Origin of the sequence: Macrococcus capreoli (assembly GCF_025628935.1) — a bacterium.
Lineage (GTDB): Bacteria > Bacillota > Bacilli > Staphylococcales > Staphylococcaceae > Macrococcoides > Macrococcoides capreoli.
The window spans coordinates 28042-49494 of sequence record NZ_JAOTIS010000005.1 but is presented as its reverse complement, the minus strand read 5'-3'; the positions used below and the strand labels follow the sequence as shown (position 1 = coordinate 49494).

Here is a 21453-nt window from a genome sequence, read left to right as displayed (position 1 = left end):
AGTTTAATAGAATAGTTGATGAAATCCTGAAAAACGAGAAATAATTAAAAAGTTAATTAGCATAAACAAAAACAGCATTATATTAATATCCATTAGCCTATGCATCATTAATTTATGTTTCTGATGTAAATAAATATAACTACCATATCCGATAACGAGAAGAATTGAACTTAAAACTTTAGAATCAGTCCAGATTGAATTCCCTTCAAATGTAATCCCCCAGTAAATCCCTAATATCAATGAGATTAAGAGCATTACACAACCGATGATCGAGAACTTTTGTACCAATTGATTTAAACTTTCTAAGTCACTAATTCTAAAAAATTTATGGTTAAATTTCTTGCGTTTCAATTGATATACTTGAAATAAGTATAACACCGCATGTAATGCTGCTATTAAAAACATAACATATGATACGATGGCAAGTGTGACGTGAATCCATAATAATTCATTCATCATATGTGATACAGTAGTCCCAGTTGATAAATCAAGGGGTTGAAACGTATGGATCATCATAAAGATGAATCCAATTAAATTCATTAAAAAAATGAAAAATTCTGTTTGAATGACTTTTGACAATATTAATGATAACAGAATAATCAGCCACGTAAAAAAATAAAACCCTTCGTAAATTGTTTCAATGGGAATACGACCTACCATAACAATAAATAAAATAATCGCAATAGACTGCATTACAAACACACAACGTAATAATAAAAATCCATAGCGCTTTGAACGTGGTGATTTTTGAACAAAGTCAAAGAAATAACAAGCAATACTTATCATATAGAGAATAAGTATTGCTTCGTGTAAACGCATTAATAAAAGTTCATTCATATGATCACCTAATGTTTAGGACTTAAAGTGAAACTCTCTTCTGTACGATGAACCATCGGTACTTGTTTATTGATACTTTCTACTTCATTTGAAATATTAAAAATATCCTGGAAAAACTGCAGTTCTGCTTCTCGATTTTCAGACCCACTAATTTCTTTCGCCTGAGAAATCGGATCTTTTAACAACTGATTAATAATACTCTTCATATGCTTTGAAATGACTTTACGTTCACGCTCTGATAAATCAGGCATTTTACGGTCAATACTTTCCATCGTCGTTTCCTGAATACGTAATGCCTTCTCACGTAACGCTGTAATCACAGGGACAACACCGAGCATGTTAATCCAGTTGATAAACTCTTCGATTTGTATATCAATCATTGTTTCGATTGTTTGTGCTGCTTTTTGACGTTCTGCTAAATTTGCATCAACTAAACCTTTCAAATCATCGACATCATAATTGAAGATTAAATCTAAGTCGTTCACCGCCGGATCAATATCACGTGGCACTGCAATATCAATTAAGATAATCGAACGATTGTTGCGTAGTTTGATTAAATCCTGCATCATTGGTTTCGTAATAATAAAGTCTTGTGCACTTGTTGAAGAAATAACGATATCATTTTCAATTAATGCACATTGTAGTTCTTCCATTGATTTTTGACGACCACCATATTTATCAGCAAGTGACATCGCTTTTTCTGCAGTACGGTTAATTACAGTGATTTCAGCTGCACCAGAACCTACTAAATTCTCTAATGCGAGTTCTGCCATTTCACCTGCACCGATGATTAATATTTTTTTATTTTCAAGTGAGCCGAGCACTTTTTTAGATAATTCGACAGCTGCATATGATACAGATACAGCTTTTGAAGAAATATCTGTTTCAGCATGCGCACGTTTTGCAAGCGTGATTGCATCTTTAAATAATTTATTAAAAATAGTACCCGTTGTACCTTCCGATTGTGCCATTAAAAAGCTATCTCTAATTTGCCCTAATATTTGTGTTTCACCTAATACGATTGAATCCAATCCGGTAATCACTTTAAATAAATGATAAATTGCCGAATTTCCTACTTTTACGTCTGTAACAGATTTTACTGTATCAATATCTACATTAAACCATTCTGATAAGAAAGACTTAATATAATATCTTCCTGTATGTACCTGGTCAACTACAGCATAAATTTCAGTTCTATTACACGTAGATAGGATAACACCTTCCAGTACAGATTTTTGATTAATTAACGCACTATGTGCGCGTTCAATCATATCATCTGAGAATGTAAGCTTCTCCCTTAAACTCACATCCGCTGTTTTGTGATTTACACTCACAACAACAATATGCATGTATTCCGCCCCCAAAATTTTGCCATTACTTTTATATTAACATTTTATGAGATTATTATTTACAATAACTTAAAATACGTCACAAAATATTCATAATTAGTCGAGATATTTTGAAATTGCTTCTAATATAAGTCCGTTCTTTGCGTTGCTTAATGATGAATAACTGATTAATGTATCTTCAGCATCCATATCTAAATCTTGTTTAATGATTTTTAAATGCTTTTGAACTTTTCCTTTAGGAATTTTATCTTCTTTTGTCGCAATGACAATGACCGGGATTTCATAATGCTTTAAGAAATCATACATCAATCGATCATCCTGACTCGGATTATGTCGAATATCAACAAGTTGAATGACAACAGCTAACGATTCACGTGTCGTCAAATACGTTTCAATCATTTTTCCCCAGCGTTCACGTTCAGTTTTGGAAACTTTCGCATAACCATAACCTGGTACATCTACAAACACAAGTTGATCATCAATTTTAAAGAAATTGAGCGTTTGTGTTTTACCTGGTTTAGAAGAAATGCGTGCCATACTTTTTCGACCAATCATCGTATTGATAAATGAAGATTTCCCGACGTTTGAGCGTCCTGCTAAAGCGACCTCTGGTAAACCTGTATCCGGATACTGTTCTGGTTTCACAGCACTGATTAATATTTCTACATTGTTTGGATTAATATTCATGTCTTTCTCCTGTCCTTAATTTACATCTTACTATTATACACGATTTCAATAAAAAATAATGCCAATTGATTTGAAAAATAAAAAACCCGCCAAAAAGGCAGGTTGATTATGCAGATGTTACGACATCGTTGATTAAATTGTTATCAGCATCATACATTTCTGGTGCTGCATTATCTTTAATCGCTTTCGCTGTAATAACAACGCGTTTCACATTGTCAAGTGAAGGAATATCAAACATGATATCCAGCATTGATTCTTCGATGATTGAACGTAAACCACGCGCACCCGTTTTACGTTCGATGGCCAGCTCACTAATCGCTGTTAAAGCTTCTTCAGTAAATTCTAATTCAACTTCATCCAGCGCTAACATTTTTGTATATTGTTTAACTAAAGCATTTTTGGGTTGCGTTAAGATGCTTTTAAGCGCTTCAACATCCAGTTGTTCTAAGTTTGCTACTACTGGAATACGACCGATAAACTCAGGAATTAATCCATAACTTTGTAAATCTTCAGGTTTGATCTGAGATAATAAAGTCGCATCATCAAAATCCTTTTCTTTAATACCAGTAAAGCCAATGACCTTTTCACCTAGACGGCGTTTAATCACTTCATCGATGCCATCAAATGCACCACCTAAAATAAAGAGAATATTCGTAGTATCAATTTGTATGAATTCCTGGTTTGGATGCTTTCTTCCACCTTGTGGCGGAACACTTGCAACCGTACCTTCTAATATTTTAAGTAATGCTTGTTGCACACCTTCACCACTTACGTCACGTGTAATCGATGTATTTTCTGATTTACGGGCAATTTTATCGATTTCATCGACATAAATAATTCCTTTTTCAGCACGCTCAATATCAAAGTCAGCTGCCTGAATTAAACGCAGTAAAATATTCTCAACATCCTCACCAACATAACCCGCTTCTGTTAAGCTTGTTGCATCTGCAATCGCGAACGGCACATTTAAAGAGCGCGCTAACGTTTGCGCAAGTAACGTTTTCCCAGAACCTGTCGGACCAATTAATGCGATATTACTTTTTTGTAATTCAACATCTTCTTCCGCCATCGGTTTGAAAATACGTTTGTAATGATTATACACTGCAACAGACAACGCTTTTTTCGCTTTCGTCTGACCAATAACATATTCATCTAATAGTGCTAACATTTCGTGTGGTTTAGGGATTTCCGTAATTTCTTCATGTTCAACCGTTTTTAATTCTTCAGCAACGATTTCTGAACATAATTCAATACATTCATTACATATATATACGCCACTACCGGCAACAAGTTTCTTCACTTGATCTTGATCCTTACCACAGAATGAGCATTTCAAGTTTTCTTCTTCATTAAATTTAGACACACTTAACACCCCTATCTTTAAAAGAATATACTAAAGTTTACAACGGTTTGCAAACTTTTAAATCTTACGCGATGATTCGGCATATACACATTATCAATATAAAAAATCATACAAGCGCTATTAAAACAAAACCGAACAAACACGAGAAAATCAAAAGCGATTTTACGGTTTGTTCGGATTCTACTTATACTAAAAATTAAATTTTAGAACGTATCAATTAATTATTTAGTTTTAGATTCAGAAACTAAAACGTCAATTGCTTTTTGGATGCGTAAATCATCTTTTAAGATTGCGCCATTTCCTAATGCAGCTTTAATATCTTCAACTGACATTCCGAATTGTTCGCTCATTTTTGTTAACTCAGCATCAACATCAGCATCGCTCACTTCGATGTTTTCAGCGTTTGCAATCGCTGCTAAAGTTAAGTTTGTTTTTACGCGTTGTTCAGCATCAGCTTTCATGCTTTCTTTTAATTGTTCTTCAGTTTGACCTGAGAACTGGAAGTATAATTCTAAGTTTAAACCTTGTTGTGCAATACGTTGTTCGAATTCTTGCATCATGCGATCTAATTCAGTGTTGATCATCGCTTCAGGGATATCAACTTTAGCATTTTCAACAGCTTGCATTACTAAGCTTTCTTTCGTATCGTTTTCAGCTTGTAATTTCTTTTGCTCTTCTAAATCCGCTTTGTATTTCGCTTTATATGCATCAACTGAATCAACTGACTCATCTAATTCTTTAGCCATTTCGTCATCTAATTCAGGCACTTCTTTAGATTTGATTTCGTTAATTTTTACTTTGAATACTGCGTCTTTACCCGCTAATTCTTCAGCGTGGTACTCTTCAGGGAATTTAACGTTAACGTCTTTTTCTTCTCCGACTTTCGTACCCACTAATTGCTCTTCAAATCCTGGAATGAATTGACCAGAACCAATTTCTAAATCGTATCCTTCAGCTTTTCCGCCTTCGAATGCTTCTTCGTTCACATAGCCATCAAAGTCTAAGTTTACAACGTCGCCTTCAACAACTTCCCCATCTTCTTTAACTACTAATTCAGCTTTACGCGCTAAATCAGCATTGATTGCTTCGTTTAATTCTTCTTCAGTTACTTCAGTTTCGAATTTTTCAACTTCTAATCCTTTGTAGTCACCTAATTCAACTTCAGGTTCTACTGTAACTTTAGCAGTAAAGATTAATGCTTTACCTTTTTCCATTTGCTCTACATCGATTTCAGGACGGTCTACTGGATTGATCCCAGCTTCTTCAACAGCTTTAGCATATGCATCTGGTAAGATGAAATCTAATGCATCCTGGAATAATGATTCTACACCGAAACGTTGTTCAAACATTTGACGTGGCATTTTCCCTTTACGGAAACCTGGTACGTTTACTTGTTTAACTACTTTTGCAAATGCTTTATCTAATCCAGTTTTAACTTCCTCTTCAGGAACTGTTACTGTTAATAATCCTACGTTACCTTCTTGTTTTTCCCATTTTGCTGACATGTGTCATTCCTCCACGTTATTCTAAAATTTTTTCAACTCATTAATTATAGCATATAACACAATCGCTTCAACTAATTAAGCTGATATTCCAAACTATAATATCATATTTTGAATTAATCATTAAATATTTTTTTAATATTCATTCAAGATATTATATTTTTCTAATAATGCGATGATACGAATAGTATCAGATTGCGTATTATTACCCTTTTGGTCATGCACTTCATTCAAATGAAACAGCGCGTTAAAATATTGGATATAAGCTTCCTTTAACGACACGTTGGAACATTTAAACACTTCGGTCAACCGTATTGGATAAATAATCGTATTATGCTGACGTATCGTTTCAACAATTAATTGCACCATATCCGGACTATGATCTTCAAAATAATCTATTACAACAGGCATGATTTCCTGCATCAGTTCAGTTTGCACAAGCGATGATAATTCCGATACAAGGATTCTACAATCGTGAGAAAGTTTATTAAATTTCACTTCACCTTTATATCCTGACTGTAATAAGTATTCTAACATCATACTGCTGACCATAGGATGTAGCATATTGTGTTCTAACATCTGTACAAAGCTCATTTGAAACCTGTAATCTTCGGTCTGAATCAGTTCAAGAATTAATGATAGCTGTTTGTTCGCATCATTATCCTTGAAAGTGCGAATAAAGTTTATATGTGCTGCATTGCGTTTATTTAATTGATGATGTGCCTCATCGTAAAATGGCATGAGTGAGACAATAATTTTATGGTCAACATCCTCACTGCGTAAACTATCAATTAATTCAACAACTGTCTGATATTGCTTTAATTTAAGTAAACTTTCAATAAAGTACGGCACAATTTTGTCGTAAGCATAATGACCTTGATTGAGTAAAATACTGGATTCTTCACGTAATTCTAAAAAACTTTCCAGCTGATATAAACAATCTAGCTTTAATAAATGTTCATCTTCTGTTAATTCAAAATGTTTCTCATAATCATTGAATAAGTCATATGCTTGTTCATAATGATGCGCTGTCATTGCAGTATGAATCTGGTTCATTAAATTTCCTTTTAGTTTCGGAAAAATAATAATGTCAGACATATTAATGACCTACATTATAAATAGATTCAATAATAATACGAGACCATGATTCATATTCTGCATCTTTCATTAAAGTGTGTTCTGGCTTCCATTCAATCTTTAACGTATCCGTTTCGTTTACAAATACTTCATCCTGCTTCACGCGCAGTTTAAATACTAAACCGATATGAACGCGCCCCACTTCGTTATCATCGTCATTAATAAATCCGATTAAATTTAAACTTTGCGGGTTCACATCTTTAACGCCGACCTCTTCTTCAAGTTCACGTGCAGCGTTCTCCAGTAATACACCTTCAATTTGCGTGTCGTCTAACTGATTCATGTGACCACCAATACCGATTGAGCTTAATCCATGTAAACGTGATTCTCCACCGCCTGTTAGACGCTCATAAACTAAGATTTCATCATTTTCATTCTCTAAAATACAATAAGAAATTAACTGTTTATATGAAGGATCCTCTTCCATATCTCCACGACGTTTCACTTCATACTTAGACAATGTTTCATAAATTTCCAGTGCTTTTTGATCTTCTATTGAAATAAAACCGTTGAAATGATTCTTCTCATGGCTAAAAATCGTTTCTCGATTGACCACAATGATTTGTTCATCAAATTTGTTCATATATTACTCCTTAAATCTGTCTTAATTAAATTTTAACTAAATTTCATAAGTAACTCAAATATAATTACACACTACTTATTTCTGTATTACACAATTATGCAATTCCTCGTAAATATTGATTATAAATGAATTATATAGATGTTGCAAAAATAGTTGCAATCATTGATGGTGGTATTGCGCAATGTTAAACTAATGATAGCTAATGCATAGATCTGAACAATAAAAAAATAATATCAAAAAGAAAGAGATAATAACAAAAATATAGATAGAAAGGATTTTATACATGTCGATTCAACAATTCAAAGACGCACTGCAAAACAGTAAAAGTATCGTATTCTTTGGTGGTGCTGGTGTATCAACTGAAAGTGGGATACCAGATTTCCGTTCAGCAAACGGAATCTTTATGCAGGAAACAAATACTGAATTTACACCGGAACAAATCATTTCGCATTCATTTTTTAAACGCTATCCAGAACAATATTTCGATTTCCATTTTGAAAAATTAGTATATCCAGATGCCCAACCTAATCTTGCACATACATTTCTTAAAACATTAGAAGATGAAGGTAAAGCCGTTACTGTTGTAACGCAAAATATAGACGGATTACATCAAGCAGCTGGATCTACTAATGTGCTTGAATTACATGGTACAGTGATCAACAACTATTGTGTTGAATGCAATACAAATTATAATCTAGATGAACTCATGCTAGACCATAATGGCATACCAAGATGCCCAAAAGACAATAGCATCGTTCGACCCGATATAGTAATGTACGAAGAAGCATTAGATGGTGCTACAATTGAAGCCGCGATACAAGCCATTACAAACGCAGACATGCTCATTGTTGCAGGTACTTCACTATCAGTTTATCCCGCAGCAGGATTTGTCGATCTGTTTCAAGGCCAACACTTAGTTGTTATTAATAAAACACCGTTGAGAGCAGTAAGACATGATGCGATAGTGTTTGAGGATAGTATTAGTAATGTATTTAAAAAAGTGCAAAAAGAAAACCGCTAAACAAATTTAGCGGTTTTTTAGCGTCCTGGGAGGGATTCGAACCCCCGACCGACGGCTTAGAAGGCCGTTGCTCTATCCAGCTGAGCTACCAGGACATCATTTTTAAGACAAGATTAATTATAATCAACTTTAGCCGATAAAGTCAACAACATTTAGTAAAGAAATTAATTAATAAGCATAATAAATAAAGTATATTTACACATTTTTCGTATATATAATATAAATTATTTGATACTTCAACATAAAAAATACCTATATAATACTGAAGTGAATCATAAATTATTCACCACAGCAGTATATAGGTACAATTTAGATATGTTCTAAACAAAAGTAGTTAGTTGTACATACCTTTAAACTTATAACATGACATTATTGCTAAAAAATTAATATCTCTTTCCCAACTATTTCATGATGCTGATTATAGAATGTCACCATCTTATCACTTTCATCAAAAGTTAAAACAGCATAAGTCTCCTCTTCATCACTTCTCGATTGAGCAATTGAACCAGGATTAATACAAACCACACCATCAATCACTTCAACACGTTTCACATGCAAATGCCCATACAATGCCAATTGACAATTCACATCACTCGCTGCATGTGCAAGACGAGCACGCCCATGACCAACTTGATATAAATGCCCATGCGTTAAAAATGCATTGATATCATTTTGTTGTAACTCATACGTATCATGAAAGTCTTTACTATAATCACAGTTCCCTCTAATCTTAATATAATCCTTTAATTCAACATCTCGATAATCAAACTCTGAATCACCTAAATGAATATACACATCTGCATCATCATGAATAGACACGATATCCGTCAAAATATTTTTCATCGAATGATTATCACTAACTACAACCCATTTCATAATTAAGCCTCCTCGATGATGCCTGAATCCAGCATTTTTTGAATCGCATGACCTCTATGCGAAATTTGCGCTTTTTCTGCACCAGTCATTTCAGCAGTCGTCTTACCATGACTTGCTACATAGAAGATAGGATCATAACCAAATCCATTCTCACCTCTTGGTTCATGTAACAAAGTTCCTGCAACTTCACCACGAAATGTTTGTGTAGGTTTACCAGGTATACTAACAGCAATCACACATATAAATCGCGCGTTTCTATCTTCTTTACCTTTCATGTTTTCTAACACGAGTTGTAAATTCTTCTCGTCAGTTGCACCTTCACCTGAATAGCGCGCTGAATATACACCCGGTGCATTATTTAAAGCATCAACTTCTAATCCTGAATCATCACTAATAACAATTTTATTTAATAATTTCATACCGTATTCAGATTTAATCGCTGCATTCTCTTCAAACGTCGTGCCCGTTTCTGCTACATCAAAATCTGGAATTAAACTTTTAATACCTATAACATTATAGTCTTTAAAAATATGTTTAAAGTCATTAATCTTACCTTGGTTACCTGTTGCAATTACGATATCTTTCATATGTCCTCCAAGTGTATTGAATGTATTTGTAAGTCTTCATCGTTTAACCATTCTTTTGCGATTCGTGCAAACTTCTCTGTTTCACCATTAACATAAAATTCATGCTGTGGTTTCTCATTATAATTCGCATGTTCCTGACTAAACGTCAGTAAAGCACTCACTTCTCGTGCTGTTTCTAACCCAGATGAAATCACTTTCTTTTCACCTTCGAAATATTTCTCTATATAACCTTGTAAAAGCGGATAATGGGTACATCCCAGTATTACTGTGTCACTTTTATCATGGCGCCAATTACGTAATGTTTGGTGGATAATAATATTCGAGATGGTAGGATCTTTGTACCTAATTTGCTCAACAAGCGGAACAAACCCGGGACAGCTAACACCGTTAACTTCAATTTTAGGATTAATCGTTTTTATTTTCTTACGATACGCTTCCGATTTTATTGTACCTTCCGTCCCTAACACGAGTACATGATTGTTATTCGTTGTCATAATAGCTGTTCTGGCACCAGGTTCAATGACGCCGACAACAGGAATTGACAACATCTTTTGTAAAGGTTCTAACGCGACAGCTGTCGCTGTGTTACAAGCAATTACAAGCATTTTTATATTTTTCGTAAGTAAAAATTCAGCAAGTTGAATTGTATAATCTCTAACCTGCTCAGGTGGACGTGGACCGTATGGACAACGACTAACGTCCCCTAAATAACAAATCGATTCGTTCGGTAACTGTCTCATAATTTCTTTCGCAACAGTTAATCCCCCGACACCTGAATCGATGACACCAATTGGAGCTGACACTACTTTCCACCTTCTTCTGTTGCACTATACAACGTATGTATAAGTTCTTGTAATGCGGGTAATGCTTCACTATTACTTTCATGTATTAAGTTATTTAAATAGTTTTGTCTTTTTAAGATCACTGCTTTGATAATCGCTGCACCTTTATCTGTTAACTGAATGCTCACTTTACGTCGATCATCTAAATTTTTAATACGTTCTGCAAACCCATGCGCACTTAACGTATCAACAAGCTCTGATGTCGATGAAACTGCTAAATTCATATGTTTTGCAAGCGTTCCAATATTTAATGGACCCGCTTCTTTAATCCATTGAATCGCAATAAACTGTGTATCCGTAATATTGTGTTTTTTAAGTTCGCTACGCCCTTCGTTCTTAATAATATCCGCTAAACGACGCAACTCAAATTCTAATGTAATAATCGTTTGATCCACTACTAGCACCTCAATTCACCTTTATAATTATCATATCAAATATTGGCAAAATAAAAAAAGATTTTGAGATAAATAAATACCTCAAAATCTTTTGCTTGGTTCTAAACGCATTTCAGATAACCTCTCCAAACGGCATCTCACTTGCAGCCCTCTCGACAAAAACAAAACTCAACCTAAATCAAAGAACGATTTACGGTTGAGTTTCTTTTTTTGCTTAGGGCTAAACGCAAGTTCGATAGCCTCTCCATACGGCATCTTCAATGCAGGACCTCGTCAAATTTCAGCCTCACCTTCGAAATCAAAGAGCGATTTCTTGGTGTGGCTTCCAATTTGTTCGGTCCTAAACGCATTTCAGATAGCCTCTTAATTCACCTGATGGTCTGATCCAAAGAACGATTTGAACATTTGGAACGTTGCTTCGCGGTTCATCGCAGCAATTGAAGTTGTTAAAGGAATGCCTTTCGGACAACTTCTTACACAGTTTTGTGAGTTACCACATTCAGCTAAGCCGCCTTCTTCCATTAACGCATGAATTCTTTCATCTTTATTCATACTTCCTGTTGGATGTAAGTTGAATAAACGTACTTGTGAAATTGGTTGTGCACCCATGAATTTAGAATTCGCATTAACGTTCGGACATACTTCTAAACACACACCACAAGTCATACACTTAGATAATTCATAAGCTGTTTGACGTTTCTTCTCTGGCATACGTGGTCCTGGCCCTAAATCATACGTACCATCAATTGGTACCCATGCTTTAACACGTTTTAAGTTATCGAACATTTTTGAACGGTCCACTTGTAAGTCACGAATGACAGGGAATGTTGCCATTGGCGCTAAACGAATGGGTTGTTCTAACGTATCAATGATTGTAGAACATGATTGACGTGCTTTACCATTCACGACCATAGAACATGCACCACAAACTTCTTCTAAACAGTTCATATCCCATGTAACAGGTGTTGTCTTTTCCCCTTTATCATTTACAGGGTTACGTTGAATTTCCATAAGCGCCGCAATGACGTTCATATTCGGACGGTAAGGAATAACGAATTTTTCTTCATATGGCTTAGAATTTTGATCTTTTTGACGTGTAATAATTAATTCAATCGTTTTTTCTGCCATATTTATTTACCCCCTTTAGTCGACTTCTTAGAGTAGTCACGTACACGAGGAGGAATTAAGCTAACATCAACTGGTTCATAGAAGAATTCAGGCGCTTCTTTCGCTCCTTTAAATTTCGCCATAGTTGTTTTTAACCATTCTTCATCGTTACGTTCCGGGAATTCAGGTTTATAATGTGCACCACGTGATTCATTACGGTTGTATGCACCAATCGTCATAACACGTGCTAACACTAACATGTTCCATAATTGACGTGTAAAGAATACTGCCTGGTTACTCCATAAAGCAGTGTCTTCCATATCGATATCATGATAACGTTCCATTAATTCAACAATCTTCTTATCTGTTTCTAATAATCGATCATTATGACGCACCACTGTAACGTTCGCTGTCATAATTTCACCAAGCTCTTTATGCAGTTTATATGCGTTTTCAGTACCTTTCATATTCAATAATGCATCAAAGCGTCGTTGTTCTTCTTCAACTTTACGTGAATAAATTTCTTCAGGTAAATCAGTATATGATTTCTCTAAACCTTTAATATATTTGATCGCATTTGGTCCGGCAACCATACCACCATAAATCGCAGATAATAATGAGTTCGCTCCTAAACGGTTACCACCGTGTTGAGAGTAGTCACATTCACCTGCTGCAAATAAACCTGGAATATTCGTCATTTGATCGTAGTCTACCCAAATTCCACCCATTGAGTAATGTACTGCCGGGAAGATTTTCATCGGTACTTTACGTGGGTCATCTCCAGTGAATTTTTCGTAAATTTCGATGATTCCACCAAGTTTTACGTCTAATTCATGTGCATCTTTATGACTTAAATCAAGGTATACCATGTTCTCACCATTGATACCTAACTTTTGGTTCACACATACATCAAAGATTTCACGTGTTGCGATATCACGCGGTACTAAGTTACCGTAGTCTGGGTATTTTTCCTCTAAGAAGTACCAAGGCTTACCGTCTTTATATGTCCAGACACGTCCACCTTCACCACGCGCTGATTCACTCATTAAACGTAATTTATCATCACCAGGAATTGCTGTCGGATGAATTTGAATGAACTCACCGTTAGCATAAATTGCACCTTGCTGATACACAACTGAAGCTGCAGATCCTGTGTTAATCATTGAGTTCGTTGATTTACCGAAGATAATACCAGGTCCACCTGTCGCCATAATGACAGCATCAGAACCGAACGATTTAATTTCAGATGTTGTTAAGTTTTGCGCAACGATACCGCGTGCAGCGCCTTCGTCATCAATTACCGCACCTAAGAACTCCCAGCCTTCGTACTTCGTCACTAAACCTTCCACTTCAAATTTACGTACTTGCTCATCTAAAGCGTATAGTAACTGTTGTCCAGTAGTCGCACCAGCGAATGCTGTACGGTGATATAACGTACCACCGAAACGACGGAAATCAAGTAAACCTTCAGGAGTTCTGTTAAACATAACGCCCATTCGGTCTAATAAATGAATAATGCCTGGCGCTGCTTCTGTCATTGCTTTCACTGGCGGTTGGTTCGCTAAGAAATCCCCACCATATACCGTATCATCAAAGTGAATTAATGGAGAATCTCCTTCACCTTTCGTATTAACGGCACCATTAATACCGCCTTGTGCACATACTGAGTGAGAACGTTTCACTGGTACTAAAGAGAATAAATCTACGCTTGTACCCGCTTCTGCTGCTTTAATTGTCGCCATAAGTCCGGCTAATCCACCGCCGACAACAATGATATTACTTTTTGCCATTATATTGTCACTCCCCTAAATTTCTAATCCTAAATAAATGCAAATAACGCACGTAATCCGATAAATGTAATCACAACAAATGCTGCTATTGATACACCCATCATTACTTTTTGTGATCTTTCAGATTGTGTAATACCCCAGCTTACAGCAAATGACCATAATCCATTTGAGAAGTGGAAGATAACACTTACAATACCAATCACATAACCAATTAAGTTAATTGGATTTGTAAAAATATCATGCATCATATCATAATTAATATGATGTCCTAAAGCTGCTTGTACACGTGTTTGCCATACGTGAATTGCGATAAAGATAAAAGCAATAATACCTGTCACACGTTGTAATAAGAACATCCAGTTTCTAAATGTTGAATAATGCGTGACATTATTTTTAGATGTGAAAGCAATATATACACCATAGATTGCATGGAATAAAATTGGTAAATAAATAACAACCGTTTCTAATACAATCTTAAATGGTAAGTTCCACATAAAGTCTGAAGCTTTATCGAATGCTTCCGGACTATTTACTGCGAAGTGGTTAATCACTAAATGCTGAATTAAAAACACACCTAATGGAATCACTCCAAGTAATGAATGTAACCTACGTAATGCAAATGATTTTTCTGAGCTTGCCAAGTGAAGTCCCCCCTACAATCTTATTAAGTAAATTCACAAATTCAATGATACGCTTGTTCAAACGGTAAATCAAGAAACCGATTACATTTAAGTATAAAAAAAAGTTTGTGAATTTAATTTTCATCATCATTGTACCACTCTTTAACGGGTTGTGGCATATGAAAATGATTCTCATTTAGTTTATTTCACAAACATTTTTCTGTTATATTTAATTTTTTAACTACTTATTTTTTGTTGGTTCGGTTTGAACCGCATTTAATACTGTGTGAATTTCAGTTGCCAGTTTAATAGGCACGCCCAATTGATTAATTTCGTCAATTGTCGCTTCTTTTATACGTTTCACAGATCCAAAGTGTTTCATTAACATCAGTTTACGTTTCGGTCCGATTCCTTCAATTGCATCTAACTGAGACGATAATCCTGTCTTACGGCGCGTGTTTCTGTGGAATGTAATCGCAAATCGGTGCACTTCATCCTGTATACGTTGTAGCAAATAAAAACTTTGACTTTTCTTATTTAATGGAATGATATCATAATTTTCACCGTACAATAATTCGGCTGTCATATGTTTATCATTCTTCTTTAAACCTGCGACTGGAATATCGAGATTCAGTTCATTTTCCAGCACATCGATTACACTACTCATATGCCCTTTCCCACCATCGACAACAATGAGGTCCGGTAATGGTAAGTTTTCTTTCAGTACACGCGTATATCTTCGACGCACAACTTCACGCATACTTTCGTAATCATCAGGCCCAGTTACGGTTTTTATTTTATATTTGCGGTAATCGCGTTTCGAAGGTTTCCCGTCCACGAAGCAAACCATCGCTGCTACTGGATCGACCCCTTGAATATTTGAATTATCAAATGCTTCGATTCTGACTGGTGTTTCAATACCCATGATATTGCCAAGCTCTTCAATGGCTTTCACCGTTCGTTCTTCATCACGTTCTATTATTTCAAATTTATTAGATAATGCGATACTTGCATTTTTAACAGCTAAATCTACCATTTCTTTTTTCTTACCGCGTTGTGGTTGAATCACCTTTGTATCTACCACAGATTTAATCATATCAATATCTAGTCCTGTCGGAATATGCACTTCTGCCGGTAATAAATTCTCAGCCAAACCGTAAAACTGTCCGATAAAGTTATAAAAATGGGATTTAGAATCGTCAATAAGTGGTATCATTGTTACTTTTCGTTCAATTAAGTTCCCTTGTCGAATGAAAAATACTTGAATACACATCCAGCCTTTATCAACTGAATAACCGAAGACGTCACGCGTTGTCATATCACTAGTCATCATTTTTTGTTTAAACATTAACGACTCTACATGTGCGATTAAATCACGATATTCTTTCGCTTCTTCAAATTGTAATTTCTCAGCGCGATCATTCATCTTTTCACGTAAATCATCAATAATTGCTGTATCATGTCCGTTTAAAAAGTCTGTTACGACTTGAATATAATGACGATATTGCTGTTCTTCGACATTATATACACAAGGCCCTAAACATTGACCGATATGATAGTACAAGCATAATTTATCAGGCAAGTTATTACACTTTCTCAGTGGTATAATGCGATCTAGCAATTTCTTCGTTTCATGTGCTGCGTATGCATTCGGATACGGTCCAAAATATTTCCCGCTATTCTTTTTTACAGTACGTGTTACGAGTAATCTCGGATGCTTCTCTTTCGTAATTTTAATAAAGGGGTAACTTTTATCATCTTTTAATAAAATATTGAATCTTGGATAATATTTCTTTATCAATGTGAGCTCTAAAAGCAACGACTCAATTTCAGTATTCGTCACGATAAATTCAAAGTCACGAATTTCCAATACGAGACGCGTCGTCTTTTCATCGTGTGCCCCCGTAAAATATGAACGTACGCGATTACGCAAATTCTTCGCTTTACCGACGTAAATCACTTGTCCATTCTTATCCTTCATCTGGTAACATCCCGGTTCATTCGGAAGGACGGCAAGCTTTCTTTTAATCTTTAATTCATAATCTTCCATTATTATCACCACTCTTTACTTATCATTAGTAAAACACATCAAAATAAAAAGAGCAAAATCAAAAGATTTCACTCTTAAAAAATATTATTTTTTTAGCTTCATCTTAGTAATGTTTTTCTAAAACAGCTTGTAATTGTTCTTTCGGTTGGAAACCAACAACTTTATCTACAGCTTGTCCGTCTTTAAATACGATTAACGTAGGGATACTCATTACTTCAAATTTAGCAGCTGTTTCCTGGTTTTCATCTACATCAACTTTAACGATGTTCGCTTTACCTTCAACGTCTTTCGCTAAATCTTCTAATACAGGTGCAATCATCTTACAAGGTCCACACCAAGGTGCCCAGAAGTCTACTAACGTAACGCCTTCTTTAATATTCTCTTCGAAATTTGTATCTGTTCCAGTAATAATAGCCATAATATATTTTCCTCCTAGTAATGCTTAATTAATATAAATGGAGTATAGCAAAATAACATGCATCGGTCACCCGTTTTGCTCACACTTCATTTCAAAATTTATAAAGCAACAAATAAATAGATAATCCCTGCGATTAACATAACAATAGAAACACCAATCAATACTTTCGCAAGCTTGTACATATCAAAGTTATCCATTGATACACCTTACTTTCTATTTTAATTCAACAACTGTCACACCAAATCCACCTTCAGATGGCATGCCACCTCTAAATGAATTGACTGCTTTAGATTTTCTTAAAAATTGCTGCACACCTTTTTGCAGCGCACCCGTTCCTTTACCATGTATAATCGTTACTTGACTATAGTTTGATAATATGGCCTGATCTAAATATTGTTCTACTTTATAAAGGGCATCTTCATAACGTTCTCCACGAATATCCAGTTCCATTTTTATCGTTTGACGATTGGCACGAGGTACAACGCGCACTTTATCTTGTTTCGGTGCCTTTTCTTTTTCAAGTTCATTTAATGGTAATTTCATTTTAATGATGCCCATCTGAACAACCGCTTCATCACCATCGACTTCTAAAATGACGCCTTTTTGACCGTAACTTAATACTTTAACATGATCGCCTTTGACGATAACTTCATTTTTTGTCGACTTTTTATTTTCTTTTATCTTTGTTTCGTGATACATACCCGATAATTTAGAACGTTGTTCGATAAGTTCATTTTCTTTAATATCAACATTCGATTTTAATGCTCTTAATTGTTTCAGTAATTCATCGGCTTCTTTTTCAGCTTTTTTCACGATGTCATTCGCTTGTTGTTTGGCATTTTCGATTAAATTGTCTTTCTGTTGTTCATAAGTAGTGAATGCTTTATTTAAATCTTTATGCAGATTTTGTGCTTCTAACTTTAATGTTTCTGTTAACACACGGTCATCTTCAATTTGCTTTGCGTTCTTCTCAAGTGAAGCAATCATATTATCGATTTCTTTATTATCCATATTGATCATTTGACGTGCTGACTTAATAATCGATAAATCTAGTCCTAGTTTTTTAGCGATATCAAACGCATTACTTTTCCCTGGTATCCCCATCAATAATCGATATGTCGGACTTAATGTTTCAACATCGAATTCTACACTCGCATTCATTACATTTTCCCTATTATAACTATAAGCTTTTAATTCCGGATAATGCGTCGTTGCCATCGTCATGACACCACGATTTAAGCAACGGTCCAATATACTCATCGCAAGTGCAGCACCTTCTGCAGGATCAGTTCCGGCACCCAATTCATCAAACATAACAAAGCTAGTTTCAGTCATGTGCTCTAATATTGAAACAATGTTTGTCATATGACTTGAGAATGTTGACAGTGACTGTTCAATTGATTGTTCATCACCAATATCACAGAATACTTCATCAAACACGCTGATCGTAGCACCCTCAAATGCTGGAATCATCATGCCACTTTGCGCCATTAAAATAATTAATCCGACCGTCTTTAATGTAACAGTTTTACCCCCGGTATTCGGACCAGTAATAATGACTGATTGTACGTCCGGATAAAAGACGATATTATTTTTAACGACCGTCTCACGAGGTAATAATGGATGCCACGCTTGTGGTAAATCGATTGTACGCTCTTCAGCAATATTCGGCATCACCATTTTATTACGGTTACCGTATTTCGCTTTCGCTAAATTAACATCAAATTCTGCAAGCACTTGTGTTGAATAAGTTAATGCATTGTCATACGCTGCAACTTCATTTGTGAGTTCATATAGAATTCGCTCTACTTCCTCTTGCTCGCGATGTGTCACACTGCTTAATTCCGTAGATAATTGTACGATACTATTCGGTTCAATATAGAATGTCTGTCCACTTGATGACGTATCATGCACAATACCCGGAAAGTCTTGTTTATATTCACTTCGCACAGGGATAACTTGTCTACCGTTACGTACAGTTACAATAGCGTCCGACAATTTTTTCTGGTTATTCGAACTTCTAACGATTTGTTCAAGCTTTTCTTTAATTTTACGGTTGATTCGATTCATTTCCTGACGTATTTGAGCCAGTTCTGAAGAAGCATTGTCATAAAGACTTGTTTCATCACACTTTGCTTGAATTGATTCTGCTAGTTCTGTCGTTGTCGGCAAGTTTTTGAGCTGGTTATAGATTAATGGAATTTCTACTTCACGCTCTTCATATTGATTGAAGATGTATGTTTTATAGCGATTAATGACTTTAATATTATTTTTTATTTTATTCAGTTCAACGACTGATAACACTGAACCGATAACTGCACGGCGTACAAGTCCATCAATATCAGAGAGCATGCTCATTCCTGGTTCGCTTTGTCCCATTTCAATCAGGCGTGCTTCTTCAAGATGTTCTATCATTTTATGAATTTCATTAATATCAGCCATTGGATGCATTGCCTGAAGCTTACGTGTAGATAATTCATTTTGTGCAAATGCAACAACACGTGCAATGATTTTATCATATTCTAATATATTTAATGCTTTTTTATTCATTTCGTTACTTCCCTTTTGTTACCCATTCTTTAAATGCAGCTCGATCCATCGTATTGATGACTTGATTCTTTTTCACACGACCTTTAATGGCTGTGCCTACACCGTAAGGCATTAAATCAAGCTGGTTCATCGCATGTGCATCTGTGTTAATGGTTAATTGTAAATCTGGATATTGTCTTAATATGTCTGCAGATAAATCGAGACGCATCGGATGTGCGTTTATTTCCAGTACAGTATTCGTATCTTGTGCGACTTGAATAAGTTGCTCAATATTTACTGCATAGCCTTGACGTTTGCCAATTAAGCGCCCCGTTGGATGCGCGATATGGCGTACATATGGATTGTGACAAGCATTGGTCAGGCGTTTCATAATATCTTCTTCAGGTTGTGTGAGTGACTGATGAATTGCTGCAATGACATAATCCAGTTCTTTTAAAATATCATCACTGTAATCCATGGAACCATCCGCTAAAATATCCATCTCAATACCTGAATAGATGTCAATTTCATTATATTGTTTATTGAATGACTTAATCAATGCATTTTGCTCAAGCAGGCGTTCTTCTGATAAACCATTTGCGACATATAAACTTTTTGAGTGATCGGTAATCGTTATGTATTCATAACCTTTCAGAATCGCTGCTTCAATCATTTGTTCTATTGAATGTGCACCGTCACTAAAAGTTGTATGCATATGAATATCACCTTTAATGTCTTGTAGCGTAATGATTTCATTCTGATTTTGTATTTCAAATTCAGTACCATCGATACGCATTTCAGGCGGAATATAGGCTACATTGAAATGCTCGTAAATTTCTTGTTCAGATTTGTATTGAATTAGCGTGCCATCTGATTGTATAATCCCGTATTCATTGATTTTTTCATTATTATCTTTAGCCAGTTGACGAATGCGAATATTATGTTCTTTACTCCCCGTAAAGTGTTGTAACATATGAGCATAACCTGCGCGATCTATGAATCTAAAGTCCGCTGTTGTGATTAAATCATCACGTTCCACTTGAACAGTAATCTTTTCGTTTCCTTGCAGTTCAACTGCTTTAATGAATGGTGCTTTGCTGATAAATTCAGCAGTTGCCTCGCGATTCGTTGTTTCAATGATGTAATCTATATCACCTGAAAATTCATTTTTACGTCTGAAACTACCTGTTGCATTGAATTGCTGAATATCTTCAGAAAGTGATAAATAATCATCAATCATCGATGTCATTTGATGCATTTGATAAATACTTAATCGCTCTGTCATCGTCAGCATTTCTTCAATACCTTTTAAAATGTTCTCTTCACTTTTCTTACCGAAACCCGGTAATGCACTTACTTTATGATCGATACATGCTTGTTTCAACGCATCGATGTCTTCAATACCAAGTGCATCGTTTATTTTAACAATTTTTTTAGCACCAAGATTTCGAATTTTTAACATTTGAATTAAACCTTGTGGCGTTGATGCTTTTAAAGTATGGAGTAAAGTAGCTTCCCCGTTTTGTTTAATGTCTTCTAATACTTCTGCTACTCCTTTACCTACACCTTTGATTTCAGTGAAATTCGAAAGTGTATTGATATCACCTTGGAATGTTTCGATATTCGCAGCTGCTTTTCTGTAAGCTGAAATCTTAAAGGGATTTTCTCCTGATAGTTCTAAATAAGTCGCAATCGTTTCGAGTTGCTTTATATAATCTTTTTTATTTAACATACATGTCCCTCCATAATAAAAGTCATAG

19 protein-coding genes and 1 tRNA gene are annotated in these 21453 nt (G+C 35.3%); 1 reads left to right on the top strand and 19 read right to left on the bottom strand.

Annotated elements, in window-relative coordinates:
* Positions 1 to 3 precede the first annotated feature (3 nt).
* The 7 genes from OCL94_RS05075 to OCL94_RS05045 all read right to left on the bottom strand — a co-directional run bounded on the left by OCL94_RS05075 (position 4) and on the right by OCL94_RS05045 (position 7458).
* The gene (locus tag OCL94_RS05075; RefSeq protein WP_262995234.1) at positions 4 to 837 is read right to left on the bottom strand and encodes a cytochrome c biogenesis protein; all 834 of its coding nucleotides are present in this window, start codon (positions 835 to 837) and stop codon (positions 4 to 6) included.
* An 8-nt stretch (positions 838 to 845) separates the two neighbouring features.
* Positions 846 to 2186, bottom strand: a complete 1341-nt coding sequence (hemA, locus tag OCL94_RS05070; RefSeq protein ID WP_262995232.1) for a glutamyl-tRNA reductase — start codon at positions 2184 to 2186, stop codon at positions 846 to 848.
* A gap of 96 nt (positions 2187 to 2282) precedes the next feature.
* Positions 2283 to 2873, bottom strand: coding sequence for a ribosome biogenesis GTP-binding protein YihA/YsxC (gene yihA / locus OCL94_RS05065; RefSeq protein WP_262995231.1), 591 nt, complete (start codon positions 2871 to 2873; stop codon positions 2283 to 2285).
* Positions 2874 to 2979: 106 nt separating this feature from the next.
* Positions 2980 to 4236: an ATP-dependent Clp protease ATP-binding subunit ClpX gene (gene clpX, locus OCL94_RS05060; RefSeq protein ID WP_262995228.1), complete on the bottom strand. Its 1257-nt coding sequence runs from the start codon at positions 4234 to 4236 to the stop codon at positions 2980 to 2982.
* A gap of 221 nt (positions 4237 to 4457) precedes the next feature.
* Positions 4458 to 5741 (bottom strand): trigger factor, encoded by a 1284-nt coding sequence (gene tig, locus OCL94_RS05055; protein ID WP_262995226.1) that lies wholly within the window; start codon positions 5739 to 5741, stop codon positions 4458 to 4460.
* Positions 5742 to 5873: 132 nt separating this feature from the next.
* A complete protein-coding gene (locus tag OCL94_RS05050; RefSeq protein ID WP_262995224.1) occupies positions 5874 to 6836 on the bottom strand; it encodes a hypothetical protein in 963 nt (320 codons plus the stop codon).
* 1 nt (position 6837) lies between these two features.
* Positions 6838 to 7458: an NUDIX domain-containing protein gene (locus OCL94_RS05045; RefSeq protein WP_262995222.1), complete on the bottom strand. Its 621-nt coding sequence runs from the start codon at positions 7456 to 7458 to the stop codon at positions 6838 to 6840.
* A 283-nt stretch (positions 7459 to 7741) separates the two neighbouring features.
* On the opposite strand from OCL94_RS05045, the gene OCL94_RS05040 reads away from it, so the two are divergent.
* A complete protein-coding gene (locus OCL94_RS05040; protein ID WP_262995220.1) occupies positions 7742 to 8479 on the top strand; it encodes an NAD-dependent protein deacylase in 738 nt (245 codons plus the stop codon).
* 21 nt (positions 8480 to 8500) lie between these two features.
* Here OCL94_RS05040 and OCL94_RS05035 read toward each other — a convergent pair.
* The 12 genes from OCL94_RS05035 to polX all read right to left on the bottom strand — a co-directional run bounded on the left by OCL94_RS05035 (position 8501) and on the right by polX (position 21425).
* A tRNA-Arg gene (locus OCL94_RS05035) sits at positions 8501 to 8574 on the bottom strand.
* 280 nt (positions 8575 to 8854) lie between these two features.
* On the bottom strand, positions 8855 to 9355 hold the full coding sequence (locus OCL94_RS05030) for a metallophosphoesterase family protein (RefSeq protein ID WP_262995218.1): 501 nt from the start codon (positions 9353 to 9355) through the stop codon (positions 8855 to 8857).
* A gap of 2 nt (positions 9356 to 9357) precedes the next feature.
* Positions 9358 to 9942: an XTP/dITP diphosphatase gene (locus OCL94_RS05025; RefSeq protein ID WP_262995215.1), complete on the bottom strand. Its 585-nt coding sequence runs from the start codon at positions 9940 to 9942 to the stop codon at positions 9358 to 9360.
* Positions 9939 to 10745, bottom strand: a complete 807-nt coding sequence (racE, locus tag OCL94_RS05020; RefSeq protein WP_262995213.1) for a glutamate racemase — start codon at positions 10743 to 10745, stop codon at positions 9939 to 9941. Before racE ends, OCL94_RS05025 begins: the two co-directional genes overlap by 4 nt.
* Positions 10745 to 11179 (bottom strand): MarR family winged helix-turn-helix transcriptional regulator, encoded by a 435-nt coding sequence (locus tag OCL94_RS05015; RefSeq protein WP_262995212.1) that lies wholly within the window; start codon positions 11177 to 11179, stop codon positions 10745 to 10747. The genes racE and OCL94_RS05015 overlap by 1 nt, the downstream gene beginning before the upstream one ends.
* 363 nt (positions 11180 to 11542) lie before the next feature.
* Positions 11543 to 12307 (bottom strand): succinate dehydrogenase iron-sulfur subunit, encoded by a 765-nt coding sequence (sdhB, locus tag OCL94_RS05010; protein WP_262995210.1) that lies wholly within the window; start codon positions 12305 to 12307, stop codon positions 11543 to 11545.
* Positions 12308 to 12309: 2 nt separating this feature from the next.
* A complete protein-coding gene (gene sdhA / locus OCL94_RS05005) occupies positions 12310 to 14076 on the bottom strand; it encodes a succinate dehydrogenase flavoprotein subunit (RefSeq protein WP_262995208.1) in 1767 nt (588 codons plus the stop codon).
* Between the two features lie 29 nt (positions 14077 to 14105).
* Complete coding sequence (locus OCL94_RS05000) at positions 14106 to 14717, bottom strand: succinate dehydrogenase cytochrome b558 subunit (protein ID WP_262995206.1); 612 nt, start codon at positions 14715 to 14717, stop codon at positions 14106 to 14108.
* A gap of 220 nt (positions 14718 to 14937) precedes the next feature.
* Positions 14938 to 16746, bottom strand: coding sequence for an excinuclease ABC subunit UvrC (gene uvrC / locus OCL94_RS04995; protein ID WP_262995204.1), 1809 nt, complete (start codon positions 16744 to 16746; stop codon positions 14938 to 14940).
* A gap of 103 nt (positions 16747 to 16849) precedes the next feature.
* Positions 16850 to 17164: a thioredoxin gene (trxA, locus tag OCL94_RS04990; RefSeq protein ID WP_233680486.1), complete on the bottom strand. Its 315-nt coding sequence runs from the start codon at positions 17162 to 17164 to the stop codon at positions 16850 to 16852.
* A gap of 213 nt (positions 17165 to 17377) precedes the next feature.
* Positions 17378 to 19714, bottom strand: a complete 2337-nt coding sequence (locus OCL94_RS04985; protein WP_262995201.1) for an endonuclease MutS2 — start codon at positions 19712 to 19714, stop codon at positions 17378 to 17380.
* A gap of 4 nt (positions 19715 to 19718) precedes the next feature.
* Positions 19719 to 21425: a DNA polymerase/3'-5' exonuclease PolX gene (polX, locus tag OCL94_RS04980; protein WP_262995199.1), complete on the bottom strand. Its 1707-nt coding sequence runs from the start codon at positions 21423 to 21425 to the stop codon at positions 19719 to 19721.
* Positions 21426 to 21453 lie beyond the last annotated feature (28 nt).